We start from the raw sequence: 24,569 nt of genomic DNA, 5'->3' as shown, positions 1-24,569 counted from the left end.
CGCCAGGTGGGAAGGTCGGCGCATGGAACTCGTGGGCATCCTCATCCTCGGCCTGGTCGTCGGCGCGGCGGCCGGGTGGTGGGTCGCGCGCACCTCCGGCGCCGCCGCCCTCGCGTCGGCGCGCACCGAGTCCGACCTGCTGCGCGAGCGCGTGGTCGACCTCGAGGCGGCCCTCTCCGACGACGCGCAGACAGCAGCGGCACTGCTCCCCCTGCGCGACGCCCTGGCCCGGGTCGAGCAGCAGGTCGGCACCCTGGAGCGCGACCGCACCAGCCAGTTCGCCGCCCTCGAGACCACGATCGCCGCCGTGCGCGAGTCCACCACCGCCCTCGGCCGCCAGACGCAGTCACTGGCCGGTTCGCTCAACTCCTCGACGGTCCGCGGTGCATGGGGAGAGGTGCAGCTGCGCCGGGTCCTCGAGCACGCGGGGCTGCTCGCGAGGTGCGACTTCGACGAGCAGGTGTGCCGCGTGAGCCGGCACCAGCGTCAGGTGCGCCCCGACGTGGTGGTGCGGCTGCCCGGGGACAAGTACCTCGTCATCGACTCCAAGGCGCCGATGGGCGCGTTCCTGTCGGCCCAGGCGGAGGACCTGTCGGCGACTGAGCGCGCGACCTTCCTGCGAGCCCACGCGGCGTCCCTGAAGTCGCACGTCACGGCCCTGGCCGCCAAGGACTACTGGACCGCCTTCGAGAACTCGCCCGAGATGGTCGTCTGCTTCGTGCCCAGCGACGCGATGCTCGCCGCCGCCCTGTCGGCCGACCCGGCGCTGCACGAGGACGCCATGGCCCGACGGGTCGTGCTGGTCGGCCCGGGGTCGTTGCTCGCCCTGCTGCGCACCGTCGCCTTCACCTGGCAGCAGTACGCCCTCACGGCCCACGCGCGGGAGGTGATGACCCTGGGCCGCGACCTCTACGACCGGCTGGGCACCCTGGGAAGCCACACCATGAAGATGGGCACCGCGCTGCAGAGGTCCGTCGAGGCCTACAACCAGATGGTCGGGGCGCTGGAGTCGCGCGTCCTCGTCTCGGCACGCAGGATGCACGAGGCAGGGATCGTCGAGCAGCCGCTGCCCAGCCCCCAGGCGCTCGAGGCCGGGCCCCGGGTCCTCACGGCGATGGAGCTCATCGAGGCCGCCACCGCCGACGCGGAGCGTCCTCAGCTCGCCTTCGACGACCTCGACGCCGCACCGAGGTGGACCGGCAGGGAGTCCACCGCATAGACGATCGACTTGTCGCGGAACGCCAGGGTCTCCGGCTTCACCGCCAGAGCCAATTCCGGGAACCGGCGAAGCAGCCTGGGGAACGCGATCCGCAGCTCCAGGCGAGCCAGCTCGGCGCCGACGCAGCGGTGGAAGCCGTAGCCGAACGCCACGTGGGGCGACGGTGGCCGGTTCGGGTCGAAGGTGCCGAGGTCAGGCCCGACCCGGTGGTCCCGGTCCGCCCGGCTGAGGGCGGCGATCACGACGTCACCCTTGTGGATCCGCTTGCCGAAGAGGTCGAGGTCCTCCTTGGCGAACCGGGGGAAGGCGATCTGGACGACGCTGAGGTAGCGCAGCATCTCCTCCACCACCCGGTCGATCGCACTGTCTTCGTCGCGGACCAGCTCGAAGTGCTTTCGGTCCTGCAGCAGGACCAGTGAGCCGAGCGCCAGCATGCTGGCCGTCGTCTCGTAGCCGCCCGTGAAGACACCGTCGGCCAGACCGGCAACCTCCTCGTCGCCGACCTCGTCGCCCACTGCGGCGAGGATCCGGCCCAGCAGACCGTCGCCCGGGTCGGCCCGCTGCTTGCGGGTGGCATCGAGGAGGAACAGCTGGCTCTGCGAGATGGCACCGAAGGCGCCCGCGCCGCCGGCCGTCACGTCGAACCTGGCGTGGCTGAGGGTCATGAACCGCGCGCGGTCCTCGGCCGGCAGCCCGAGCAGCTCACAGATGACGAGGAACGGGATCGGGAACGCGAACCGCTCGACGAGGTCGACGACCGGGCCGCCGGCCTCCATCTGGTCGAGCTGCTCGTCGACGATCGCCTCGATGCGAGGCGTCAGCCGGTTGATCCGGCGCATGGTGAACTCCGGGGTGAGCAGGGTCCGCAACCGGGTGTGCTCGGGTGGGTCGCTGAACCCGAGCCCACCGACGCTCGCCCCTGCCGCGCCGACATAGGGACGGATGTCGTTGCTGAACCGCCTCTGGTCGGCCAGCACGGCCTTGACCTCTTCCTGGCCCGACACGAGCCAGATGTTCATGCCGAACATGTGCGCCAGCCGGTGCACGGGGTCCGGGGCCGAGGAGCCGATGCGGTGGACGGGGTCCAACCCGGACCGTCGCAACGGTCGCAGGAGCCGGCGTGGGACGGCCTCCAGGCTCGTCAGGTCGACGGGCCCGCCACCCGTGGCCCGGGCGACGAGCCGCTGCGTCAGCCGCGTTCGCGCACTCGTCAGGCCGATCATGGCTCAGACGGTACCCGCGCCGGGTCCATCTCGTGGTCACCATCGTGCTGGACAGCGCGCGTCGTGACCGACCTCTCGCTGCCCGGTCGTTCCTCGTGCGCCACCTCGGACGCGACCAAGCCCTTGGTCAGCTCGGCATCAGTGGAGCGAGCCGGCCTCTTCGAACGCCGCGTCGTGGCGCATCTTGTCGCTCAGGCCGCGGGCCTTGAGGTCGCGCCGGATCTCGTTGGGCAGCGAGAACAGCAGGCTCTCCTCGGCTGCGACCACCGGCGCGACGTCGGCGTAGCCGCGCTCCGCCAGGTAGGTCAGCACGTCACGGACGAGCAGCTCGGGGACCGAGGCGCCGGACGTGACACCCACGGTGGCCACGCCCTCGAGCCACGTCTCGTCGATCTCGTCGGCGTAGTCCACGAGGTGCCCCGCCTTGGAGCCGTGCTCCAGGGCGACCTCGACGAGGCGCACGGAGTTCGAGGAGTTGCGGGAGCCCACGACGATCATCAGGTCGCAGTCGGGAGCCATCTGCTTGACGGCGAGCTGGCGGTTCTGGGTGGCGTAGCAGATGTCGTCGCTGGGCGGGTCCTGCAGCGAGGGGAAGCGCTCCCGCAGCCGGCGCACCGTCTCCATGGTCTCGTCGACCGACAGGGTGGTCTGCGACAGCCAGACGACCTTGTCGGGGTCGCGGACGGTCACGTTGGCCACGTCATCGGGCCCGTCGACGAGCGTGATGTGCTCGGGCGCCTCACCCGAGGTGCCGACCACCTCCTCGTGCCCCTCGTGGCCGATGAGCAGGATGTCGAAGTCGTCGCTGGCGAACCGCACCGCCTCGCGGTGCACCTTGGTCACCAACGGGCAGGTCGCGTCGATGGTCTTGAGGTTGAGGGCCTTGGCCTCCTCGTGGACCACGGGGGCGACGCCGTGCGCCGAGAAGATGACCGTGGCGCCCTCGGGCACCTCGTCGGTCTCCTCCACGAAGATCGCGCCGCGCTTCTCCAGTGTCGTGACCACGTGCTTGTTGTGCACGATCTCCTTGCGCACGTACACGGGCGGGCCGTACAGCTCGAGGGCCTTCTCCACGGTCACGACGGCCCGGTCGACGCCGGCGCAGTACCCCCGCGGGGCCGCGAGCAGCACGCGCTTGGTGGGTCGTTCCGTGGCGTCAGTCATGGGTCCATCGTAGGTTGCCTCCGCACGGCACCCCAATCGCCGGTGAGGGTATGCCGCGTGGTCACCACGCGGCATACCCGAAGGACTGTCGGTGGCCACGTCCTAGAGTGAGCCGCGTGAGCGGCCCAGAACAGCGACCGGCGCTGCCCGAGAAGGCCGCAGACACCTCGGCCGAGTCGCCGTGGCCGGTGCGCCTGCTGAGCATGCGCATCGCCGTGTACGTCGAGAAGATGTCGGTCCTCTGGGTCGAGGGCCAGGTCGTCCAGCTCACCCGCCGACCGGGCCAGCGCACCGCCTACCTCACCCTGCGCGACCCCGACGTCGACATGTCGCTGTCGGTCGCGATCCAGGTCAACGCCCTCGACGCGATGCCGACCCCGCTGACCCAGGGCGCCCGTGTCGTGCTCCAGGCCAAGCCGGTGTTCTGGACCCAGCGCGGCTCGCTCATGCTCGACGCCCGCCAGATCCGGCCCGTGGGGGTGGGCGAGCTCCTCGCGCGCGTCGAGCACCTCAAGCGAACCCTCGCCTCGGAGGGACTGTTCGACGCCAACCGCAAACGACCGTTGCCGTTCCTGCCACGCACCGTCGGCCTCATCTGCGGCCGGGCTGGTGCCGCCGAGAAGGACGTCGTCGAGAACGCGCGCCGGCGCTGGCCGACGGTCCGGTTCGCGATCCGGGAGGTCGCCGTCCAGGGTGGCACAGCCGTGCAGGAGGTGATGGCAGCGCTGCAGGAGCTCGATGCCGACCCCGAGGTGGACGTCATCGTCATCGCCCGCGGCGGCGGGTCGGTCGAGGACCTCCTGCCGTTCAGCAACGAGGCACTGGTCCGCGCCGTCGCCGCGGCCCGCACGCCGGTGGTCTCGGCGATCGGCCACGACGTCGACACCCCTCTGCTCGACCACGTCGCGGACTGGCGCGCCTCGACACCGACCGACGCGGGCAAGCGGGTGGTCCCCGATGCGCAGGCCGAACGCCATGGCGTACGCCACTCCCGCGACCGCGGACGACGCGCACTGCACGCGCGAATCGCCAGCGAGCGCAGGCACCTCATCGCGCTGCGCTCCCGCCCCGTGATGGCACGTCCCGCCGCGATGATCGACGCCCGCCGCCAGGAGCTGGACGCACTCACCGACCGCGCGCACCGCCGCGTGCTCGCGTCCGTGCACCGCGCCACCGACCAGATCGCCCACCTCCGAGCCCAGGTGCGGACCCTGTCGCCGTTGTCCACCCTCGAGCGCGGGTATGCCGTGGTGCAGCACCGCGACGGACGCGTGGTCATGGACCAGGCCGACGTGACGGTCAACGAAGTGCTGCGGGTTCGGGTGGCCCGTGGTGACTTCGCGGCGAGCGTCGTCGGGCTCCCGGACTCCTCCGGTTAGGCTCCTTCACCATGGCCAAGGGAGCAGACAAGGCGACGGCGGCCGCCGTCGAGAGCGACAGCACCGTCGGGAGCGACGGTGCCGTCGAGACGGACAGTGCCCTCGAGACGGACAGCGCCTTCGACGACGTGGCGGAGCTGTCCTACGAGCAGGCGCGCGACGAGCTCATCGACGTGGTCGCCCAGCTCGAGGGTGGACAGCTCGGGCTCGAGGAGAGCATGCGCCTGTGGCAGCGCGGTGAGGCACTGGCAGCGCACTGCAGCACCTGGCTCGACGGAGCGGAAGCCGCCCTCACGCAGGACGACGCCGAGCAGCCCGGCCGGTCCGGCTGACCCGTCGGGGGCGCGGCGTCAGCCGGTCGCGACCGGCCGCAGCGTCTCGGCGAAGGCCGTGAGCTCTTCGAACGTGCCGGTACCCGTGACGATCGTGGTGAGCTCGGTGGGGGTCTGCGCCCGGTGGACCAGGCTGTTCTGCAGCTTGCCGCTGCGCACGTAGGTGCCCCACGTCTTGCCGGCGGCCTGCACCTCACCGGTCCTGGTGGCCCGGTTGGTCTGGGCGGAGACCCACTCGTCGCTCGCGTCCTTGGTCTGCTCGATCGCGATGTAGTTGCCCGTCGGCGACTGGTAGCCCGCGTGCCAGGTCATCAGGCCGTCCGTGGAACGCACGTAGCGCACGCTGGTCGCCTTCCAGCCGTCGGGCAGCGCCTCGGGCCGGTCGATCGGCCAGCCGCTCTCCCTGGCGACCTCGACGGAGGCTCCAGCGACGTCGACCGGAGGCTGCGACACGCTGTTGACCCGGGGCACGATGGCGATGAGCGCCGCCACGATCACGCCGATGACCACCAGGGACCGGACCATGTTGGCCGCGGAGCCGTTGGCATAGGAACTACGGGGTGCGGGCGCGCTCACACCCCCATCGTCCATGACGCGCACCGCTCGGCGCCAACCGCCCCTGCCACCGATAGGCTGCACGCGCTCACCCGTCGCCGTGTGAAGGATCGATGCATGTCCGAGCAGCACCTCCCCTCGTCCCTGCGCGTGGGTGTCGAGGCACCTGACCGCAACCTCGCCCTCGAGCTGGTGCGGGTGACCGAGGCAGCCGCCATGGCCGGTGGCCGCTGGGTCGGCCGCGGCGACAAGAACGGCGCCGACGGTGCCGCCGTCGAGGCCATGCGCGCGCTCATCAGCACGGTGTCGATGAAGGGTGTCGTGGTCATCGGCGAGGGCGAGAAGGACGACGCCCCCATGCTCTACAACGGCGAGGAGGTCGGCGACGGCGTCGGTCCCGAGTGCGACGTCGCCGTCGACCCGATCGACGGCACGACGCTCACGGCCAAGGGCCAGTCCAACGCCGTCTCGGTGCTCGCCGTGTCGGAGCGCGGCTCGATGTACGACCCCAGCGCCGTCTTCTACATGGACAAGCTCGTCACCGGTCCGGAGGCCGCCGACGTCGTCGACATCCGCCTCCCGGTCGCCGAGAACATCAAGCGGATCGCCAAGGCCAAGAAGGAGACCGTCGAAGACGTCACGGTGGTCATGCTCGACCGCCCCCGCCACCAGCAGCTCGCCGCGGACGTGCGCGACGCCGGGGCACGGCTGCGCTTCATCTCCGACGGCGACGTGGCCGGCGCGATCATGGCGGCCCGCGACGACACCGGCATCGACCTCCTCCTCGGCATCGGCGGGACGCCCGAGGGGATCATCACGGCCTGTGCGATCAAGTGCCTCGGCGGCGTCATCCAGGGCCGGCTGTGGCCGCAGGACGACGACGAGCGCCAGCGCGCCGTCGACGCGGGGCACGACCTCGACCGGGTGCTGTCGACCGACGACCTGGTCACCGGCGAGAACTGCTTCTTCGTGGCCACCGGCATCACCGACGGCGAGCTGCTCAAGGGGGTTCGCTACCGCGCGGGCGGGGTGACGACCCACTCCCTGGTGATGCGCTCCAAGTCCGGAACCATCCGGCTCATCGAGAGCCACCACCAGCTCGCCAAGCTGCGCGCCTACTCGTCCATCGACTTCGACCACGCGCGCGGGGCCTCGTCGTGACCCGCCCCCGCGTCCTCGTGGTGGGCGAGGCCCTCATCGACATCGTGATCGACCCGGACGGCGAGTTGGTGGAACACGTCGGAGGCAGCCCTGCCAACGTCGCGGTAGGCCTGGCCCGGCTCGACCACCCCGTCGACCTCGCCACGTCGCTGGGCCACGACCCGCGCGGGGAGCGCATCGCCGGGCACCTGGTCCGCCACGGCGTGACCGTGCTCTCCACGAGCCGCGGGGACGACCCCACGTCCACGGCCGTGGCTCGGCTCGACGCGTCGGGTGCCGCCACCTACGTGTTCGACCTGCACTGGAACCTCCCGCCCATCCAGCCCGCGGACGGTACTGGCCACCTGCACACCGGTTCGATCGGGGCCGTCCTGGCGCCCGGTGCCACCAGCGTGCTCGAGGGCCTGCGCACCATGCGTGAGCTGGGCACCGTCTCCTACGACCCCAACATCCGCCCGGGGATCATGGGCGACCTCGACGACGTGCGCGAGCAGGTCGAGGGCATCATCGCCCTCGCCGACGTGGTCAAGGCCAGCGAGGACGACCTCGAGCTGCTGTATGCCGGGCAGTCACCCTCCGAGGTGATGGCCCACTGGGGCGAGCTCGGCGCCTCGCTCTGCGTCGTCACGCGCGGCGAGCACGGCGTCGTCTTCCGCGTGACGGGGACCGGAGAGGAGGGCAGCGCCGCAACCGCAGCCGAACGGGTCGTCGACACCGTCGGGGCCGGCGACTCCTTCATGGCCGGGCTCATCTCCGGCCTGCTCGCCTCCGGCCTGCTGGGCGACCCGGGTGCGCGCGAGCGCCTCCGCAGCGCGACACTGGAGGACGTCCGACCGGCCGTCGCCCGTGGCACAGCCACCAGCGGGGTCACGGTCGGGAAGGCCGGGGCCTACGCCCCCGCCCTCGACGAGCTGTAGACCAAGGAGAACACCCCCAACCATGCCCGAGAACGACTTCGACTACGCGGACCTGTTGCCGATCGGCCCGGACGAGACCGAGTACCGCCTGGTCACCACAGAAGGCGTCTCCACCGTCGAGGGACCAGGCGGACGCACGTTCCTGCAGGTCGAGCCCGAGGCGCTGCGGACGCTCACCGAGACGGCCATGCACGACATCGCGCACTACCTGCGCCCCGCGCACCTGGCCCAGCTGCGTCGCATCATCGACGACCCGGACGCGAGCAACAACGACAAGTTCGTGGCGCTGGACCTCCTCAAGAACGCCAACATCGCCGCCGGCGGTGTCCTGCCCATGTGCCAGGACACCGGCACGGCGATCGTGATGGGCAAGCGCGGCCAGCACGTGCTCACGGCCGGCACCGACGAGCGCGCCATCGCCGGCGGGGTCTACGACGCCTACACCCGCCTCAACCTCCGCTACTCGCAGATGGCGCCCATCACCACGTGGGAGGAGAAGAACACCGGCTCCAACCTCCCCGCCCAGATCGAGCTCTACGCCGACACCGCCGAGGGGCACGAGACGGCATACAAGTTCCTGTTCATGGCCAAGGGCGGTGGCAGCGCCAACAAGTCGTTCCTCTACCAGGAGACCAAGGCGGTCCTGAACCCCGAGCGCATGCTCGCCTTCCTCGACGAGAAGCTGCGCAGCCTCGGCACCTCCGCGTGCCCGCCGTACCACCTGGCCATCGTCATCGGCGGCACGAGTGCCGAGTTCGCCCTCAAGACAGCCAAGTACGCATCGGCCAAGTACCTCGACGAGCTGCCCAGGGAGGGGTCCATCGCGGCGCACGGGTTCCGCGACACCGAGCTCGAGGAGCAGGTCCTCGAGCTGACCCGCAACTTCGGCATCGGCGCCCAGTTCGGCGGCAAGTACTTCTGCCACGACGTCCGGGTCGTCCGGCTCCCGCGCCACGGCGCGTCGCTCCCCATCGCCATCGCCGTCTCCTGCTCGGCCGACCGCCAGGCGCTGGGCAAGATCACCCCCGACGGTGTCTTCATCGAGGTCCTGGAGCGCGACCCCGCGCGGTTCCTGCCCGAGACGACCGAGGAGCACCTCGAGGACGAGGGCGACGACGTCGTGCGCATCGACCTCAACCGGCCGATGGACGAGATCCGCGAGGAGCTCACGAAATACCCTGTCAAGACACGACTTTCGCTCTCCGGTCCGTTGGTCGTAGCCCGCGACATCGCGCACGCCAAGATCAAGGAGCGGCTCGACGCCGGCGACGGCATGCCTCAGTACCTCAAGGACCACGCCGTCTACTACGCCGGCCCGGCGAAGACGCCGGAGGGCTATGCGAGCGGCTCGTTCGGCCCGACGACAGCCGGTCGGATGGACTCCTACGTCGACCAGTTCCAGGCCGCCGGTGGCTCGATGGTGATGCTGGCCAAGGGCAACCGCTCCAAGCAGGTCACCGATGCGTGCGACACGCACGGGGGCTTCTACCTCGGTTCGATCGGCGGTCCGGCCGCCCGGCTCGCCCAGGACTGCATCAAGTCGGTCGAGGTGCTGGAGTACCCCGAGCTCGGCATGGAGGCCGTCTGGAAGATCGAGGTCGAGGACTTCCCCGCCTTCATCGTCGTCGACGACAAGGGCAACGACTTCTTCGCGTCCACCATCAAGCCGATGGCCATGTCCATCCCCAAGCGACCGGGACTCCTGTGAACGAAACTCCTGCCCCCCAAGGGTTCGACGACCTCCTCGCCGCGAACGAGGCGTTCGCCGCCCGCTTCACGCTCGGCGGCTTCGACGGCATCGCGCACCGCGGCGTCGCCGTGGTCACCTGCATGGACTCGCGCATCGACCCGCTGCGGATGCTCGGCCTGTCCCCGGGCGACGCCAAGATCTTCCGCAACCCCGGTGGGCGCATCACGGCCAACGCCCTCGAGGCGCTGGTCCTCGGCGTGCACCTGCTCGGGGTCGAGCGCATCCTCATCGTCCCCCACACCAGGTGCGCGATGGCGAGCAACACCGAGGCCGAGCTGCGCGAGCGCGTCGGTGCCTCGGCCGGTCAGGACGCCTCGTGGCAGGGGTTCCACGTCATCGACGACCAGCGGGAAGCGCTGCTCGCCGACGTGCGCGCCGTCCGGTCGCACCCCCTCATCGGCGACCAGGTCGCCGTGGGCGGCTTCATGTACGACGTCGACACCGGCCTGCTGTCGCGGCTGGTCTGACCGCACTCAGGCGAGGGCGACCGTGACGTCGATGTTGCCGCGGGTGGCCTTGGAGTAGGGGCAGCGCTCGTGGGCGGCGTCGACGAGCTGCTGGGCGGTGCCGCGGTCGAGGCCCGGCACGTCCGCGACGAGGGCGACCGCGAGACCCACACCCGTGTCGGTCTTCCCGAGCGTCACGGTGGCGGTGACCGTCGAGTCCGAGGTGTCCAGACCCATCGCCGTGGCCACCGAGTTGAGGGCGTTGCCGAAACAGGCGGCGAAGCCGGAGGCAAAGAGCGTCTCGGGGTTGGCCTTGGGGTTCGCCTTGCTGCCGGGCTTGCCCAGCTTGAGGTGGACGACTCCGTCCTCGCTCGTGACGTGGCCGGCCCTGCCGCCCTGGGCGGTGGCCGCGATGGAGTAGAGCGGTTCGGTGAGTGACTCGTGGGGCATGGCGCTCGCCTTCGGTGGGGTGACGGGTGGTGACATCCTCGGCTCACCAACCGGTCGTGACAACCGCTGGCCGGCCATGGGCATTCCGGCGCGACGATCATGGTCGTTCCGCCACGGGTCCGTCCCGGCCGGTTCTACGCTGGGCGCATGCCGACGCCGCTGCGCTATCTCGTGATCGGCGGCGGGATCATCGGGCTCGCCGTCGCGGAGCGGCTGTGCCGAGAGCACCCTGACGCCCACGTCACGCTGGTCGAGAAGGAGCACCGCTGGGCGGCCCACCAGACCGGGCGCAACAGTGGGGTGATCCACTCCGGGCTCTACTACGCGCCCGGCTCGAAGAAGGCTCTGATGTGCCGAGCCGGCGCCGCATCGATGGTTGCCTTCGCCGAGGAGGAGGCCATCCCCCACGAGATCTGCGGCAAGCTCGTCGTGGCCACGCGCGAGGACGAGCTGCCGGGCCTGGCGCGCCTGCAGGAGCGCGGCCTCGCCAACGGTCTGGTCGTCGACAGGCTCACCGGGGAACAGGCCAGGGAGCACGAACCGCACGTCAGCGCCCTCGCCGCCCTCCACGTTCCCGCGACGGGGATCATCGACTACGGCGCCGTGTGCGAGGCCCTCGTGCGGCGCCTCGAACGGGCAGGCGCCACCCTCATACTGGGGGCCGAGGTCCTCGGTGCCGTCCGCTCGGCGGCCACGACCATCGTGCGCACCACGGCGGGCGACATCGCGGCGGACCTCGTCGTGGCCTGCGCCGGTCTGCACTGCGACGAGGTCGCGCGCCGCCTGGGCCACCAGCCCTCGGCCCGCATCGTGCCGTTCCGCGGCGAGTACTTCGAGCTGACGCCCGAGGCGACACCGCTCGTGCGAAACCTCATCTACCCCGTACCCGACCCGGACTTCCCGTTCCTCGGCGTGCACCTCACCCGTGGCATCGGTGGGCACATCCACGCCGGGCCGAACGCCGTGCTCGCGTTCGCCCGAGAGGGGTACGACTGGCGCACGGTCAAGCTGCGTGAGCTGCGTGACACCCTGACGTACCCGGGCTTCTGGCGGCTCGCAGCCCGCAACTACCGCGCCGGCTCTGCGGAGATCGCGCGGTCCCTGTCCCGCCACCGGTTCGCCGACAGCCTGCGCCGCCTCGTCCCCGACGTGCGCGACGAACACCTGGTGCCGGCCCCGGCAGGGGTGCGCGCGCAGGCCATGAAGCGCGACGGCTCGCTGGTCGACGACTTCCTGATCGAGCGGTCCGGGTCGGTGGTGCACGTCCTCAACGCCCCGTCGCCGGCCGCGACCAGCTCCTTCGAGATCGCCCGGCACATCGTCGGCCTTCTCGACGAGTCCGCTTAGCCAGCAACGCGTTTCCGAGCAGGTATGCCGGGTGGGGACCACACGGCATACCCACACCCGAACCACCGGGCTTGACATCGGGCGGTGATTGGTTGCATGGTTAGTTACTCGACTAACTAACCGGCTAACTGAAGGGGCGCCCACTGATGGACGACGGCCGGCCGATCTTCCTCCAGATCGCCGAACAGATCGAGAACTCGATCGTCGACGGGTCGATCGACGAGGAGAGCCAGGTCCCCTCGACCAACGAGCTCGCCGCGTTCCACCGGATCAACCCGGCCACGGCGGCCAAGGGCGTGACCCAGCTCGCGACCGACGGGATCATCTACAAGAAACGGGGAATCGGGATGTTCGTCGCCACCGGGGCGCGCTCGCGCCTGCTCGAACGGCGCCGGGAGGACTTCGCGCGGCAGTTCGTCGCGCCGCTCATGACCGAGGCGCACAAGCTCGGCATCGAGCCTGACTACGTGAGAAAGCTGATAGACGTGTGGGAGGAAGACCAGTGAGCATCATCGAGCTCGACCACGTCAGCAAGCGGTTCGGAGACGTCAGCGCCCTGGAAGATGTCTCAATTCGCTTGGAGGAGAACGCCATCCACGGCCTCCTCGGACGCAACGGCGCCGGCAAGACGACCCTGATGCAGATCCTGACGGCACAAGCCCTCGCGACCTCCGGCGACGTGCGGGCCTTCGGCGAGGACCCGTGGGAGAACGCCAACGTCCTCGACCGGGTCTGCTTCGTCAGGGAGGGACAGCACTACCCCGACAGCTTCACGGTGCGTCACGTCCTCTCGGCCGGCCGGATCTCGTTCGCGAGGTGGGATGAAGACCTCGCGCAGGAGCTCGTCGACCAGTTCCGGCTCCGGACGACCCAGCGGGTCAAGAAGCTGTCGCGTGGCCAGCTGTCGGCGGTCGGTGTCGTGCTCGGCCTCGCGTCACGCGCTCCCCTGACGATCTTCGACGAGCCCTACCTCGGGCTCGATGCCGTGGCTCGGCAGCTGTTCTACGACCGGCTGCTGGCCGACTACGCCGAGCACCCGCGCACCATCGTGCTCTCGACCCACCTCATCGACGAGGTGAGCGACCTGCTCGACCACGTCGTGGTGCTCGACCACGGGCGGGTGGTCGTCGACGAGGACACCGACGTCCTGCGAGGGAGCCTCGTCGTGGTCAGCGGCCCGAGCGGGGCGGTCGACGACTTCGCCACCGGTCACGAGGTCGTGCACCGAGAGAGCCTGGGCGGCTTCACGCGGTTGACCGTCCGAGGTGCACCCACCGGTATCGCCGAACGGCATGGGCTCCGCCTCGAGCCTGTTTCGCTCCAGCAGCTGGTTGTGCGCACCACCACCGGCCCACCACCGCACCCCGACACTCTCCAGCCCGACACCGTGATCCAGCACGAGGAGGCCCACCACTCATGAGTGCAGCCCTGAAGACCCTGCGGATCCACCTGCTCCCTGGACCGATCGCCATGTTCTGGCCGTGGATCATCCTGGCCATCTCGTTCTTCGCCAACCTCGCGATCTTCGGCCTCACCGACGTGCCCGTCGCCGACCGGCAGACCGGTGGTATCGCCTCGCTCTACGGCGTTGCGATCTTCGCGAACCTGTCGCTGTGGACGCAGGTGTTCCCCCTGGCGATGGGGTTGAGCTCCACCCGTCGCAGCTTCTTCCAGGGAACGTGTCTGTACGTCCTGGGGCAGTCCGTGCTCGCGGGTGTCGTGCTCACCGCCCTCCACGCCATCGAGGCGGCCACACACGGCTGGGGCGTCCACATGCGGTTCTTCGGTCCCTGGTTCCTGGACCGCGGCAACCCCGTCGAACTGTTCCTCACCTACACCGTGCCCTTCATCTGCGTGTCGGCGCTGGGAATGCTCATGGGCACCGTCTTAAAGCGGTGGGGGCAGACCGGGATGTTCTCCTTGTCGACGGCCAGCCTCCTGCTGGGATGTGGCGCGGCCCTGCTCGTCACCTGGCGCCACGCGTGGAACACCGTCGGGCGATTCTTCACCGACACCGACCCGTTGGCCCTGACCAGTGGCTACCCGCTCCTGCTGGCGGTGGCGCTCGGCGCGGCCGCCTGGGTGGTGCTTCGCCGGGTCACGCCCTGATCCCAGCTTTATCGGGTCTACCGGGAAGGGTCGGCTTCACCCCGAAACGGTTCCGGGGTGAAGCCGACCTTTGTCCCTAAACCCGATAAAGGCGGGGTATGCCGGGTGGGGACCACCCGGCACGCCTCGCCTCGCGGCGCGCGGTGTGGCGTCAGAGGGAGAGGCGGGCCTTGACGACCTCGACGAGACGGTCGGCCACTGCCTGGGCCTGCTGCTGCTCGCCGGCTTCGACCATGACACGGACGACAGGCTCGGTGCCCGACTTGCGCAGCAGCACGCGACCGGTGCCGGCGAGCGCCACCTCCTCGGCCTTGACGGCCTGCTGGAGCTCCTCGTCGGACTCGACGCGAGACTTGTCGACGTCCTTGACGTTGATCAGGACCTGAGGCAGGCGGCGCATCACGGTGGCCAGCTCGGAGAGCGGCCGACCGGTCTCGGCCACGCGGGCAGCCAGCATCAGGCCGGTGAGGACGCCGTCGCCCGTGGTGCCGTGGTCGAGGAAGATGACGTGGCCGCTCTGTTCGCCACCGAGGGAGTACGACGACGCCCGCATGTCCTCCAGGACGTAGCGGTCGCCCACCGCGGTCTGTCGCATGGCGATCCCCTCGCGCTCCATGGCCTGGAGCAGACCCAGGTTGCTCATCACCGTGGCGACCAGCGTGTCCTTGGCGAGGGCTCCCCGCGACTTCAGGGACACCGCGAGGATGGCCATGATCTGGTCGCCATCGACCTCGACGCCGTTCGCGTCCACCGCGAGGCAGCGGTCGGCGTCACCGTCGTGAGCGATGCCGAGGTGTGCACCGCGGCGGAGGACGGCGGCCTTGAGGTGGTCGAGGTGGGTCGAGCCGTAACCGTCGTTGATGTTGAGGCCGTCCGGCTCGGTGCCGATCTCGAACACCTCCGCGCCGGCCAGCCGGAACACCTCGGGCGAGACCGAGCTCGCCGCTCCGTGGGCACCGTCGATGACGACCTTGATGCCGTCGAGCCGGTTGGGCAACACCGTGAGGAGGTGGGAGATGTAGCGGGTGTGTCCGTCGGGCATGGTCACGACCCGCCCCACGTCGGCGCCGGTGGGGCGGTCCCACTCCTGGTCGAGCCGGGCGGCGATCTCGTCCTCGATCTGGTCGTCGAGCTTGTGACCGCCTGCGGCGAAGAACTTGATTCCGTTGTCGGGCATGGCGTTGTGCGACGCCGACAGCATCACGCCGAAGTCGGCATGGGTGTCCCCGGTGAGGAACGCGATGGCGGGCGTCGGCAGCACGTTCGCGTGGTAGACGTCGACCCCGGCCGAGGCCAGGCCCGCGATCACGGCGGCGGAGAGGAACTCACCCGAGGCGCGGGGATCCCGGCCGACCACGGCCTTGGGGCGGCGACCGGCGCGGCGGGCGTCGTCACCGAGGACGTGCGCTGCCGCCACGCTGAGCCGCAGCGCGAGCTCGGCCGTGATGTCGACGTTCGCGAGGCCGCGAACACCATCGGTACCGAAGAGTCGTGCCGTTGTGGGCATGGAGGGGAGCCTTTCCGACGATCAGGGTGCGCACCCGGCATACCTCGTCGGCCTGGCCCGGGCACACGGACGCAACTGGAGCGAACCTACTCCTGACAACGCCGCAGGCGGCACCCGAACTGTCGGGTGCCGCCTGGGGCGGTGCTGCTGGCAGGAGCCAGGATCAGCGCTTGGAGTACTGCGGAGCCTTGCGGGCCTTCTTGAGACCAGCCTTCTTGCGCTCCGGGACGCGGGCGTCACGGGTGAGGAAGCCGGCCTTCTTGAGCGCCGGACGGTTCAGCTCCTCGTCGATCCCGTTGAGCGAGCGGGCCACGCCGAGGCGGACCGCGCCCGCCTGGCCGGAGGGGCCACCACCGTGGACGCGCACGAGCACGTCGTAGGCACCGTCGAGCTCGAGCAGCGTGAGCGGCTCGTTGACGATCTGCTGGTGGACCTTGTTGGGGAAGTACGCCTCGAGCGTGCGGCCGTTGATCTTCCACTCGCCGGTGCCGGGGACGATGCGCACGCGGGCGATGGCCTGCTTGCGTCGACCGGTCGCGGCGCCGGGCGCCGTGGCGCTCGCGCGACGGGTGGGCTCGTCGGAGACGGGGCCCTCGGACTCGGAGGTGTACTCGGTCAGCTCGACCTCGTCACCCTCGACAGGGGTCTCAGTGTTGATGTCAGTCACAAGAAATCCTTACTGGGAGACCTGGGTGATCTCGAACGGGACGGGCTTCTGGGCGCTGTGCGGGTGCTCGGAGCCGGCGTAGACCTTGAGGTGGGTCAGCTGCTCACGACCGAGCGTGGTGTGCGGGAGCATGCCGCGGACGGCCTTCTCCACGGCCTTGGCCGGGCTCTTGGCGAGCAGCTCGGTGTAGGAGGTGCTCTTGAGGCCGCCCGGGAAGCCGGAGTGGCGGTAGGCCTTCTTCTGCTCGAGCTTGGCGCCGGTGAGGGCGACCTTCTCGGCGTTGATGATGATGACGAAGTCGCCACCGTCAACGTGCGGGGCGAACGTGGTCTTGTGCTTGCCGCGCAAGAGGATCGCGGTCTGGCTCGCCAGGCGACCCAGGACGATGTCCGTGGCGTCGATGACGTGCCAGGTGCGAGTGACCTCGGCCGGCTTCGGGGTGAAGGTGCGCAAAGTTCTGAACCTTTACATCGGTCATGTCGGGAAATGCGGTGGTCATGAGGAACTGCGATGGTTCGGTATGCCGTGTGCGCCCGAGGCGCACGGACCGCTGGGCGGTCCGGGGTGTCGCCTTTCGAGGGCGCACGGCACAACAGTGCTCAAGTTTACGGGCAACGCGCTGTGCACCCAAATCGCCTCTGACAGCCCAGAAAACAGCCCCTGACCTGCGGCGATACCCATGCACATTTTCCTTGCACACTACTTGTGCAAACGAACTGTGCAAAGGTATTGTGCACGCATGGCCACCTCCACCACGAAGATCGGCGACCTGACCGGCCTTCGGCTCGACGCCGCCGCGCTCAAGGTCCTCGCCCACCCCCTGCGGTCACGACTGCTGAGCGCACTGCGCGTCGACGGCCCGGCGACCGCCACCGACCTCGCCACCCGGCTCTCGACCAACTCGGGGGCGACGTCCTACCACCTGCGCAAGCTCGAGTCGGTGGGCCTCGTCTCGGACACCGGCGAGGGTGAGGGCAAGCGACGGCTCTGGCAGGCGGCCACCGACTTCCACACCTGGGAGGCGAGCGACTTCGCCGGCGACGAGGACTCCGAGACGGCGCTCAACTGGCTGGTGCGCGACTACGCCCGCCACTTCGCCCAGCAGTTCGAGCGCTGGCTCGACGTCCAGGAGACCTGGCCCCTCGAGTGGCGGGACGCGGCGGGGATGAGCGACAACTTCGTCGTCGCCACCCCCGAGCAGGTGGAGCAGCTGAAGGTCGAGCTCGACGAGCTCCTCCTCAAGTACCGCCGCGTGGGGCAGGGCAACCCGAAAGCACGGCGGCTGGCCGTCTACAGCGCCATCTACCCGCTGGACCTCGACCGGGTCCCGACCGGCAAGGACATGTCGTGACCGCCCTCTCCCCCACAGCCGCCAAGCGGGTCTTCCTGATCCTCAGCACGACCCGGTGGCTCCCCGTCGGTTTCGTGGTCGGCATCTTCACCCTCGTCGCCCGCGAGCGCGGCCTCACCATCCAGCAGATCACGCTCTACATGACCGCGCAGGGGATCATGGTCTTCCTGCTCGAGCTGCCGACGAGCGGCTTCGCCGATGCGCTCGGCAGACGTCCGCTCCTGCTGGTCGCCGGGGTGGTCAACATCGGCGCCGGCGTGGCCTTCCTCTTCGCCCAGTCCTTCTGGCAGTTCGCCCTGTCGGCCGGCCTGATGGGGGTCTACCGGGCGCTGGACTCCGGGCCCCTCGAGGCCTGGTACGTCGACACGGTTCACGAGCGCGAACCAGGGGCCGACGTCCACCGCGCCATGTCTGCCCAGGGCGTGCTGGTCGGGATCGGCATGGGTGGCGGTGCACTCGTGTCGGGTGCATTGGTCGCCTGGCACCCGTTCCGCGACTCGAGCGCGCTGCTCCTGCCGATCCAGGTCTTCGTGGCCTTGTGCGTCGTGCACCTGGTCGCCACCGTCGTGCTGCTGCGCGAGACCCCGCGCAGCGACAGCAGGATGCGGGCCCGGCTGGCCGACTCGGTCCGTGAGACGCCCGTGGTGGTGCGCGACGGCGTCCGCCTGGTGACCCGCAACCGCGTGTTGGCCGGGCTGGTCACGGTCGAGCTCTTCTGGGTCATCGGGATGATGGCCTACGAGACGCTGATGCCCCTGCGCCTGTCCGACCTCCTCGGCTCGGAGGCCAGGGCCGGAGCGTGGATGGGCCCGGCGGCGGCGGGAGGCTGGGCGCTGTTCTCGGTCGGGTCGTGGCTCGGCGGCCGCGCCGCCGACCGCTTCGGGCTGGTGCAGGCCGCCGTGCTCGGTCGCGTGCTCAACGGCCTCGGCGTCGTGGCGATGGGCCTGGTCCTCGGACCTGCCGCCCTGATCGCGGCCTACCTCGTGACCTACTCGCTGCACGGGGCTGCCAGTCCCGCGTACATGGGCCTGATGCACCGCGAGGCGAGCGCGAAGAACCGAGCGACGATCCTGTCCCTGGGCTCCCTCGTCATGCAGGCGGGCGGCGCTGTCGCGGGTCCCCTGCTCGGCCTCCTGGCTGCGCGCACGTCGATCGCCACGGCGATGGTCGTCGCGGGGGCCATCAGCACCCTGGGCTTCGTCTGCTTCCTCCCGGCCTGGCGCCGGCGGCACGCCCAGCCGGTCGAGGGGCGCGACGTGGAGGAGCGCGAGGTGGAGGGGCTCGACGTGGAGGAGCTCGAGGTGGGACAGCGCGAGGTCGAGGACGCCGCCACCACCCAGTGAGCCGGCAGGGTCGCCAGCACGGGAGAGGATGGGGCATGCGCAGGTTCCTGCTCGGTCTCCTCACCGGACTGCTGGCCGCTGCCCTCCTCCTCGCGGCAGGGGTTGCGGCCCTGGTGCTGTCCGTCCCTCACGACGACCCGCCACCGAGCCCGCCGCCCGTGGCGATCCCCGGCGCGCCGACGCGGCTCGGACAGGGACAGACCTGGCTGTCGACAGTCGCCCTCGACAGCGCCGCCGTCCTCACGGCTGACGGCCCGCTCACCGACGTGCGCGCGACAGGGCGCGAGGTGAGCCTCACCGAGCGGGGCCTCACCGCGGGCAGCCTGACCATCGACGCCGTCCTCCCCTTCGCGTCCGCCGGCGCGCAGGTGGGCGACGGCGTGGTGCTGTATGCCGCGGGGTCGGGCCACGCGGGCCTGCGCCGGACCGTGACGTTGCTGGGTCGCGACGTACCGGTGACCGCGACGGGCACCGTGCGCGCCGAGGACGGCCTGCTCGTGATCGAGCCGGAGACGGTGGACCTGGGTGGCCCGGACCTCCTCAACACCGCGGCCTCGGCTGCCGTGCGACGCCTCGTGACCGTCCGTCAGCAGGTCGAGGGACTGCCCCAGGGCATGCGCCTGACCAGCGTCGAGGTGGTCGCGGGAGGCTTCCGCGTGCACCTCGAAGGCCGTCGCATCGCGTTGGTCAGCTAGCCCCTCACTCGCTCGTCACCGTCGTGAGGTGCGACACCGAGTCGAAGCTGAAGGTCGTCGTCGCGCCGGCAGCAGGCACGGTCAGTGCGATGTTGGCCGCACCACCGCCGTCCCCGTAGCTCTCGGCGAACGACAGCCCGTAGGCCACCTTGAACTCGTAGTCGCCGGCGGGGATCAGCTTCGTGGACCACGTGAAGACACCGTCACCGTCCTTGTCCTGCAACCACGGTCGCATGCAGGCGGGCTGCCAGTCGGCGGAGCAGCCGAGCTCGGACTGGAAGGTGCCCGGCGCCGTGACGATCAGCCCCTGCTCGTCGGACGTCGCCCAGTGGGTCGTGGGGTCGTAGTAGAAGGTCACCTTGCCGTCGTCGGTGTCGTAGGAGATGTTCGCGCCGTCGCGAATCCCCTTGTCGCCGTAGTTGTCCGCCCAGCCGCCGTCGAGAGCGGCCTTGTAGGAGTAGGACCCTGCGGGGAGGGTGAAGGCCTTCTTCCAGATGCCGTCGTTGGGGTCGAACGCCAGCATGGCCTGGGTGCACGCAGGCATCCAGTCCTCCGAGCAACCCATCTCGGAGTTGTGCGTGCCGGCCACAGTGACGCTGGTCGGCTGCGTGGCAGGCCGGTCACCGTTGTCGATCACCGGCTGGGGCGGGTTCGCGACCACAGCCCAGGTGGAGTCGGCGGCGACCCGGCCAGCGGCGTCCTTGGTGACGGCGCGGTACTCGAGGTAGGTGTCGACCGGGAAGCCCGAGACGTCGTGGAACACGCGGAACGGAGCGTTGTCGTCGGTGCCCAGGGTCGTCCAGGTCGACGTCCCGACCGGCCGGTAGAGGAAGGTCGTCTGGGCGAAGGTGCTGGCCTGGACCTTCGCCGTGATCTCGGCGCGGCCGTAGATGCCGTGGCCTCCGTCGGCGCCGACCACCTCGGCCTGGACGGTCGGGACCGCGCCGGAGGTGGCGATGGCCTTGTTGGCCCGCCACACGCTCACCGTGAGCGGCGGGACGGTGACGGTGACCGACCCGTCAGCCTTCGGCTTCGTCGCGGTGTCGGTGCCGAACACCGGCGTGAACACCACCCCGTTGCCCTTGCTCCACGTCGGGAACGTGGCCGTGGAAGCCTTGGTGTCGTTGTTGGCCGCGACCACGTACTCGACCTTCTGCCCCGCGTCGATGCGGGACACCGCGAAGATTCCGGCACCGTCGGCGGCATACCTGTTGATCTGGGCACCGTCGGCGAGCGCAGGGTGCTTGGCCCGGACCTGGGACAGTGCCGCGATGTGCTGGTAGATCGGGTTGGTGGTGCCGTACCGGTCCATCGAGCCGTCGGGGCCGCCGAGCACCGTCTCGTTGTTGTAGAGGGCGACCTTGCTCGCGAACATGTCCTCGCGCGCGGCCTGGTCACCACCGGTGCTCACGAAGCCCTGCTCGTCGCCGTAGTAGGTGACCGGGTTGCCACGTGTCGTGAACATGAGCGAGTCCGCGAACTGGACCCGCTTGAGGTGCTCGGCCTCGGTGGTCGCCGAGTCCTTGAGGAACATCGCGACGCGGCCCATGTCGTGGTTCCCGAGGAACGTCGGCAGCTGGTAGGCGTTGCTGTCGGCGTCGGTGTACCAGTCGTCCTTGGCGAAGAAGTCGGCCAAGGTCTTGGCGGGCCGGCCCTTGGCGAAGTCGACGCCCTGCTGCTGGAACCCGAAGTCGAGGGTGGCCTGGAGCTTGCCGGCCGTCGTGTACTCGGACATGACCGCGGGGTTTCCGTCGAAGACCTCGCCGAAGGCGAAGAAGTCCTGCTTCCCGGCCTGCTTGGCATGGCCGAGGATGTCGGGGATGAACTTCTGCCAGAACTCGAGGTTCACGTGCTTGACGGTGTCGATGCGGAACCCGTCGATGCCGAAGTCGACCCACTTCTTGTAGATGTCGCCCATGCCCTTGACGACCTCGGGGCGCTCGGTGAACAGGTCGTCCAGTCCCGAGAAGTCGCCGTAGGTCGAGGACTCGCCGGCAAAGGTCGAGTCACCTCGGTTGTGGTACATCAGCGGGTTGTTCAGCCACGCCGGGACCTTGGCGGTGTCGCCGCCCGGGTGGAAGAAGGGCACGTACGGGAACGACGTGGCCGGGTTCATCTCCGGGAACGCCTTGTCGATGTAGGCACGGTCGTCGAAGGTCGTGCCCGAGGCGTCCTTGTAGGGGAACCTGCCCTTGGACCGGTAGGTGTACTTGCCGCCCTCGTAGTCGATGACGTCGGCCGTGTGGTTCGTGATGATGTCGAAGAAGACCTTCATGCCCTTGGCATGGGCCGCGGCGATCAGCGACGTCATGTCGGCGTTGGTTCCCAGGTGCGGGTCGATCTGCGTGAAGTCGGTGACCCAGTAGCCGTGGTACCCGGCGCTCTCCTGCCCCGGGCCGCCCTGCACCGCCTTGTTCTTGAAGCTCGGCGTCAGCCAGATCGCTGTGGTGCCAAGGCCTTTGATGTAGTCGAGCTTGCTCTCGACGCCCTTGAGGTCGCCACCGTGGTAGAAGCCCTTGGCGGTCGGGTCCAGACCCGTCGTCAAGGGTCCACCCGTCAACCCTCCGGCGTCGTTGGCCGTCGAGGCGTTGGCGAACCGGTCGGCCATGACGAAGTAGAAGCGCTCACGCGTCAGGGAGGAGCGCAAGGAGCTCTTCGCGTATGCCGCGTCGGCGGCCGTCGTGCCCCCGGCCAGGTCCGCGGGGGCGAAGGAGACCACGTGGCTCGTGTCGTCGTAGCTGAACGCCACCCGCATCGGGCTGAGCAGCTTGAGCGAGAGGTTCGCCCCGTCGGGCTTGCCGTCCACCCCGTAGTTGACCGCCCACGAGTCGTTGATGGCGACCTTGAAGGCCCACGTCCCCGCTGGCACGGTGAAGGTGCTCGCATAGGTGGCAGTGGTGCCGACCCGGGCCAGCTTGGAGGCGTCGCACGGAGGCGACCAGTCCTCGAAGCAGCCGAGCTCGGTCTGCAGGTCTCCGACGAGGGTGACCGTTGCGGTCGGTGGCACCGCCACCGCGGGAGACCCCGACACCACCCCCGAACCGATCGCGAGGGCTGCACCCAGCAGCACGGCATACAGACGGCGTGGACCTGGCATGTGATGCTCCTCCGAGGTCGCGGCGCGACTCCTTCGGCGCGCTGCGGTGCCTCGCACGCTAGCTGCGAAAACCTTTACACGCATCCCCACGGTGACGCTCCGTGGGGGCCGGTTCAGCGGGCGCGGACGACCCGGCCCTCGTCCCAGACCGGTTCGTCCGATTCGTACACCCGCCCGTCGGCACCGAAGACCAGGAACCGGTCGAAGCCACGGGCGAACCATCGGTCGTGGGTGACGGCGATGACGGTCCCCTCGAACGCCTCGAGCCCCTCCTCGAGGGCCTCGGCCGAGTGCAGGTCGAGGTTGTCGGTCGGCTCGTCGAGCAGCAGGCAGGTCGCGCCGGACAGCTCGAGGAGCAGGATCTGGAACCTCGCCTGCTGGCCGCCCGAGAGCGACTCGAAGGTTTGCTCGCTGGCGCGGGCCAGACCGTACCGGTCGAGAACCCGGGCCGCCTCCTCGCGGGGACGTCCGGTGCGGTGCTCGTCGCCGCGGTGCAGGATCTCGAGCAGGGTCCGGCCGACGAGGGCCGGCTGCTCGTGGGTCTGGGCGAACCAGCCGGGCCGCACCCTCGAGCCCAGCCGCAGGCGACCCGTGTGCGTCACCGACACCGGCTGGATGTCGCCGACCGGGCGGTGCTCGGCGTCCGGATCGCTCCCGCCGGCGGCCACGAGGCGCAGGAAGTGCGACTTGCCCGAGCCGTTGCTGCCCAGGACCGCGACCCTCTCGCCGAACCAGATCTCGAGGTCGAACGGCTTCATCAGGCCGGTCAGCTCGAGCCGCTCGGCGATGACGGCTCGCTTCGCGGTGCGACCACCCTTGAGCCGCATGTTGACGTTCTGGCGCAGGGGCGTCTCCTGCGGGGGCCCGACCTCCTCGAACTTGCGCAGGCGCGTCTGGGCGGCGTGGTAGCGCGGCGCCATCCCGTCGTTGTACTTGGCCTTGACCTTGAGCATCTGCACCAGGTCCTTGATCTTCTGATGCTCCTCGTCCCAGCGCCGACGCAGCTCCTCGAGGCGTGAGTTCCGGTCCTCGCGGGCCTGGTGGTAGGTCGCGAACCGGCCCGGGTGGACCCACAGGGTCGAACCGGCCCCGCCTGGTTCGAGGGTGGCGACCCTCGTCGCCACGCGGTTGAGCAGCTCCCTGTCGTGGCTGACGAACAGCACGGTCTTCGGCGAGGCGATGAGCTGGTCCTCCAGCCACCGCTTGGCCGGCACGTCGAGGTAGTTGTCCGGCTCGTCGAGCAGCAGCACCTCCTCGGGGCCGCGCAGCAGCGCCTCGAGGACGACCCGCTTCTGCTCTCCACCTGACAGGGTGGTGACCTTGCGCCACTGGGCCTTGTCGAACGGCATACCAAGGGCTGCGACGGTGCAGACGTCCCACAGCGTCTCGTAGTCGTAGCCGCCCACGTCGCCCCACGCCACCAGTGCGTGGGCGTAGGCCATCTGGTCGGCCTCGCTGTCACGCTCCATCATCAGCAGCTCGGTGCGGTCGATCTCGGCCGCAGCCTCGCGCACCGGCGCCGGCGCCACGGAGAGCAGCAGGTCACGCACCGTCGACTCGTCGCGCACCTGGCCGACGAACTGGCGCATCACGCCGAGGCCCCCGGAGCGGGTCACCGCCCCCTCGTGGGCCACCAGGTCCCCGGCGATGATCCGTCCGAGCGTCGTCTTTCCCGTGCCGTTGGGACCGATGAGCGCGACCTTGGCACCCTCTCCCACCCTCAGCGAGACGTCGCTGAGCAGCGGCCTGCCGTCGGGCAGGGTGAAGTTCACGGTGTTGATGTCGAGGTGTCCCACGGGGTCAAGGGTGCTCTACGCGGCCACCGCACGTCATCTCAGTTGTCTGGCTGGGCGAACC

General features: G+C 69.9%; 23 protein-coding genes. 14 read left to right on the top strand and 9 right to left on the bottom strand.

What is annotated here, in order from left to right; translation table 11 throughout:
* The first annotated feature begins 22 nt into the window (after positions 1–22).
* Positions 23–1,219: a DNA recombination protein RmuC gene (locus AC1DWR_RS07485; protein ID WP_477624109.1), complete on the top strand. Its 1,197-nt coding sequence runs from the start codon at positions 23–25 to the stop codon at positions 1,217–1,219.
* Here the strand turns inward: AC1DWR_RS07485 and AC1DWR_RS07480 are convergent.
* A complete protein-coding gene (locus tag AC1DWR_RS07480; RefSeq protein WP_477624108.1) occupies positions 1,156–2,442 on the bottom strand; it encodes a cytochrome P450 in 1,287 nt (428 codons plus the stop codon). The genes AC1DWR_RS07485 and AC1DWR_RS07480 overlap by 64 nt on opposite strands.
* A 138-nt stretch (positions 2,443–2,580) precedes the next feature.
* Positions 2,581–3,606 carry a 4-hydroxy-3-methylbut-2-enyl diphosphate reductase gene (locus tag AC1DWR_RS07475; protein ID WP_477613474.1) on the bottom strand — a complete coding sequence of 342 codons (1,026 nt, stop codon included), beginning with the start codon at positions 3,604–3,606 and terminating at the stop codon, positions 2,581–2,583.
* A gap of 116 nt (positions 3,607–3,722) precedes the next feature.
* Here AC1DWR_RS07475 and xseA point away from each other — a divergent pair, with 116 nt between their 5' ends.
* Both xseA and AC1DWR_RS07465 read left to right on the top strand, forming a co-directional pair.
* A complete protein-coding gene (xseA, locus tag AC1DWR_RS07470) occupies positions 3,723–4,985 on the top strand; it encodes an exodeoxyribonuclease VII large subunit (protein ID WP_477624107.1) in 1,263 nt (420 codons plus the stop codon).
* Between the two features lie 11 nt (positions 4,986–4,996).
* Positions 4,997–5,317 (top strand): exodeoxyribonuclease VII small subunit, encoded by a 321-nt coding sequence (locus tag AC1DWR_RS07465; protein WP_477624106.1) that lies wholly within the window; start codon positions 4,997–4,999, stop codon positions 5,315–5,317.
* 18 nt (positions 5,318–5,335) lie between these two features.
* On the opposite strand, the gene AC1DWR_RS07460 is transcribed toward AC1DWR_RS07465, so the two are convergent.
* On the bottom strand, positions 5,336–5,893 hold the full coding sequence (locus AC1DWR_RS07460; RefSeq protein ID WP_477624105.1) for a DUF4245 domain-containing protein: 558 nt from the start codon (positions 5,891–5,893) through the stop codon (positions 5,336–5,338).
* A 96-nt stretch (positions 5,894–5,989) separates the two neighbouring features.
* Here AC1DWR_RS07460 and glpX point away from each other — a divergent pair, with 96 nt between their 5' ends.
* From glpX to AC1DWR_RS07440, 4 genes are read left to right on the top strand one after another with little or no spacing between them, the layout of a single operon-like run.
* The gene (gene glpX, locus AC1DWR_RS07455; RefSeq protein WP_477613478.1) at positions 5,990–7,033 is read left to right on the top strand and encodes a class II fructose-bisphosphatase; all 1,044 of its coding nucleotides are present in this window, start codon (positions 5,990–5,992) and stop codon (positions 7,031–7,033) included.
* Entirely contained in the window at positions 7,030–7,950 is a 921-nt protein-coding gene (locus AC1DWR_RS07450; protein ID WP_477624104.1) for a carbohydrate kinase family protein, read from the top strand. Before glpX ends, AC1DWR_RS07450 begins: the two co-directional genes overlap by 4 nt.
* Positions 7,951–7,972: 22 nt before the next feature.
* Entirely contained in the window at positions 7,973–9,658 is a 1,686-nt protein-coding gene (locus tag AC1DWR_RS07445) for a fumarate hydratase (protein WP_477624103.1), read from the top strand.
* Complete coding sequence (locus AC1DWR_RS07440; protein ID WP_477613481.1) at positions 9,655–10,167, top strand: beta-class carbonic anhydrase; 513 nt, start codon at positions 9,655–9,657, stop codon at positions 10,165–10,167. The genes AC1DWR_RS07445 and AC1DWR_RS07440 overlap by 4 nt, the downstream gene beginning before the upstream one ends.
* Positions 10,168–10,173: 6 nt before the next feature.
* Here the strand turns inward: AC1DWR_RS07440 and AC1DWR_RS07435 are convergent, their stop codons facing one another.
* A complete protein-coding gene (locus tag AC1DWR_RS07435) occupies positions 10,174–10,596 on the bottom strand; it encodes an Ohr family peroxiredoxin (RefSeq protein ID WP_477613482.1) in 423 nt (140 codons plus the stop codon).
* A gap of 147 nt (positions 10,597–10,743) precedes the next feature.
* On the opposite strand from AC1DWR_RS07435, the gene lhgO reads away from it, so the two are divergent.
* The 4 genes from lhgO to AC1DWR_RS07415 all read left to right on the top strand — a co-directional run bounded on the left by lhgO (position 10,744) and on the right by AC1DWR_RS07415 (position 14,052).
* Positions 10,744–11,943 carry an L-2-hydroxyglutarate oxidase gene (lhgO, locus tag AC1DWR_RS07430; protein WP_477624102.1) on the top strand — a complete coding sequence of 400 codons (1,200 nt, stop codon included), beginning with the start codon at positions 10,744–10,746 and terminating at the stop codon, positions 11,941–11,943.
* A gap of 146 nt (positions 11,944–12,089) precedes the next feature.
* A complete protein-coding gene (locus tag AC1DWR_RS07425) occupies positions 12,090–12,449 on the top strand; it encodes a GntR family transcriptional regulator (protein ID WP_477624101.1) in 360 nt (119 codons plus the stop codon).
* Positions 12,446–13,363, top strand: a complete 918-nt coding sequence (locus tag AC1DWR_RS07420) for an ABC transporter ATP-binding protein (RefSeq protein ID WP_477624100.1) — start codon at positions 12,446–12,448, stop codon at positions 13,361–13,363. The genes AC1DWR_RS07425 and AC1DWR_RS07420 overlap by 4 nt, the downstream gene beginning before the upstream one ends.
* Entirely contained in the window at positions 13,360–14,052 is a 693-nt protein-coding gene (locus AC1DWR_RS07415; protein WP_477624099.1) for a hypothetical protein, read from the top strand. Before AC1DWR_RS07420 ends, AC1DWR_RS07415 begins: the two co-directional genes overlap by 4 nt.
* 151 nt (positions 14,053–14,203) lie before the next feature.
* Here AC1DWR_RS07415 and glmM read toward each other — a convergent pair whose 3' ends face one another.
* The 3 genes from glmM to rplM all read right to left on the bottom strand — a co-directional run bounded on the left by glmM (position 14,204) and on the right by rplM (position 16,679).
* Positions 14,204–15,559 carry a phosphoglucosamine mutase gene (glmM, locus tag AC1DWR_RS07410; protein ID WP_477613484.1) on the bottom strand — a complete coding sequence of 452 codons (1,356 nt, stop codon included), beginning with the start codon at positions 15,557–15,559 and terminating at the stop codon, positions 14,204–14,206.
* Between the two features lie 163 nt (positions 15,560–15,722).
* On the bottom strand, positions 15,723–16,226 hold the full coding sequence (rpsI, locus tag AC1DWR_RS07405) for a 30S ribosomal protein S9 (RefSeq protein WP_477613485.1): 504 nt from the start codon (positions 16,224–16,226) through the stop codon (positions 15,723–15,725).
* A gap of 9 nt (positions 16,227–16,235) precedes the next feature.
* Positions 16,236–16,679, bottom strand: a complete 444-nt coding sequence (gene rplM / locus AC1DWR_RS07400; protein WP_140743592.1) for a 50S ribosomal protein L13 — start codon at positions 16,677–16,679, stop codon at positions 16,236–16,238.
* A 286-nt stretch (positions 16,680–16,965) separates the two neighbouring features.
* Here rplM and AC1DWR_RS07395 point away from each other — a divergent pair, with 286 nt between their 5' ends.
* The 3 genes from AC1DWR_RS07395 to AC1DWR_RS07385 are packed head-to-tail and all read left to right on the top strand — an operon-like array spanning position 16,966 to position 19,615.
* Positions 16,966–17,577, top strand: coding sequence for a helix-turn-helix domain-containing protein (locus AC1DWR_RS07395; protein WP_477624098.1), 612 nt, complete (start codon positions 16,966–16,968; stop codon positions 17,575–17,577).
* On the top strand, positions 17,574–18,920 hold the full coding sequence (locus AC1DWR_RS07390) for an MFS transporter (RefSeq protein WP_477624097.1): 1,347 nt from the start codon (positions 17,574–17,576) through the stop codon (positions 18,918–18,920). Before AC1DWR_RS07395 ends, AC1DWR_RS07390 begins: the two co-directional genes overlap by 4 nt.
* A 35-nt stretch (positions 18,921–18,955) precedes the next feature.
* The gene (locus tag AC1DWR_RS07385) at positions 18,956–19,615 is read left to right on the top strand and encodes an LmeA family phospholipid-binding protein (protein ID WP_477624096.1); all 660 of its coding nucleotides are present in this window, start codon (positions 18,956–18,958) and stop codon (positions 19,613–19,615) included.
* A 4-nt stretch (positions 19,616–19,619) separates the two neighbouring features.
* On the opposite strand, the gene AC1DWR_RS07380 is transcribed toward AC1DWR_RS07385, so the two are convergent.
* The gene (locus AC1DWR_RS07380) at positions 19,620–22,712 is read right to left on the bottom strand and encodes a pullulanase X25 domain-containing protein (protein ID WP_477624095.1); all 3,093 of its coding nucleotides are present in this window, start codon (positions 22,710–22,712) and stop codon (positions 19,620–19,622) included.
* 113 nt (positions 22,713–22,825) lie between these two features.
* A complete protein-coding gene (locus AC1DWR_RS07375; RefSeq protein ID WP_477624094.1) occupies positions 22,826–24,508 on the bottom strand; it encodes an ABC-F family ATP-binding cassette domain-containing protein in 1,683 nt (560 codons plus the stop codon).
* Between the last annotated feature and the right edge of the window lie 61 nt (positions 24,509–24,569).

This window comes from Pedococcus sp. P2_E2 (assembly GCF_056403955.1).
This window is presented reverse-complemented; position numbering and strand designations above follow the sequence as displayed.

Bases quoted from the DNA above. Each gene is read 5' to 3' on its own strand.
- glpX (WP_477613478.1), top strand. From the start codon at position 5,990: ATGTCCGAGCAGCACCTCCCCTCGTCCCTGCGCGTGGGTGTCGAGGCA.
- AC1DWR_RS07380 (WP_477624095.1), bottom strand. From the start codon at position 22,712: ATGCCAGGTCCACGCCGTCTGTATGCCGTGCTGCTGGGTGCAGCCCTC.
- AC1DWR_RS07465 (WP_477624106.1), top strand. From the start codon at position 4,997: ATGGCCAAGGGAGCAGACAAGGCGACGGCGGCCGCCGTCGAGAGCGAC.
- AC1DWR_RS07435 (WP_477613482.1), bottom strand. From the start codon at position 10,596: ATGCCCCACGAGTCACTCACCGAACCGCTCTACTCCATCGCGGCCACC.
- AC1DWR_RS07485 (WP_477624109.1), top strand. From the start codon at position 23: ATGGAACTCGTGGGCATCCTCATCCTCGGCCTGGTCGTCGGCGCGGCG.
- AC1DWR_RS07385 (WP_477624096.1), top strand. From the start codon at position 18,956: ATGCGCAGGTTCCTGCTCGGTCTCCTCACCGGACTGCTGGCCGCTGCC.
- AC1DWR_RS07480 (WP_477624108.1), bottom strand. From the start codon at position 2,442: ATGATCGGCCTGACGAGTGCGCGAACGCGGCTGACGCAGCGGCTCGTC.
- AC1DWR_RS07395 (WP_477624098.1), top strand. From the start codon at position 16,966: ATGGCCACCTCCACCACGAAGATCGGCGACCTGACCGGCCTTCGGCTC.
- AC1DWR_RS07425 (WP_477624101.1), top strand. From the start codon at position 12,090: ATGGACGACGGCCGGCCGATCTTCCTCCAGATCGCCGAACAGATCGAG.
- glmM (WP_477613484.1), bottom strand. From the start codon at position 15,559: ATGCCCACAACGGCACGACTCTTCGGTACCGATGGTGTTCGCGGCCTC.
- AC1DWR_RS07475 (WP_477613474.1), bottom strand. From the start codon at position 3,606: ATGACTGACGCCACGGAACGACCCACCAAGCGCGTGCTGCTCGCGGCC.
- AC1DWR_RS07445 (WP_477624103.1), top strand. From the start codon at position 7,973: ATGCCCGAGAACGACTTCGACTACGCGGACCTGTTGCCGATCGGCCCG.
- lhgO (WP_477624102.1), top strand. From the start codon at position 10,744: ATGCCGACGCCGCTGCGCTATCTCGTGATCGGCGGCGGGATCATCGGG.
- AC1DWR_RS07415 (WP_477624099.1), top strand. From the start codon at position 13,360: ATGAGTGCAGCCCTGAAGACCCTGCGGATCCACCTGCTCCCTGGACCG.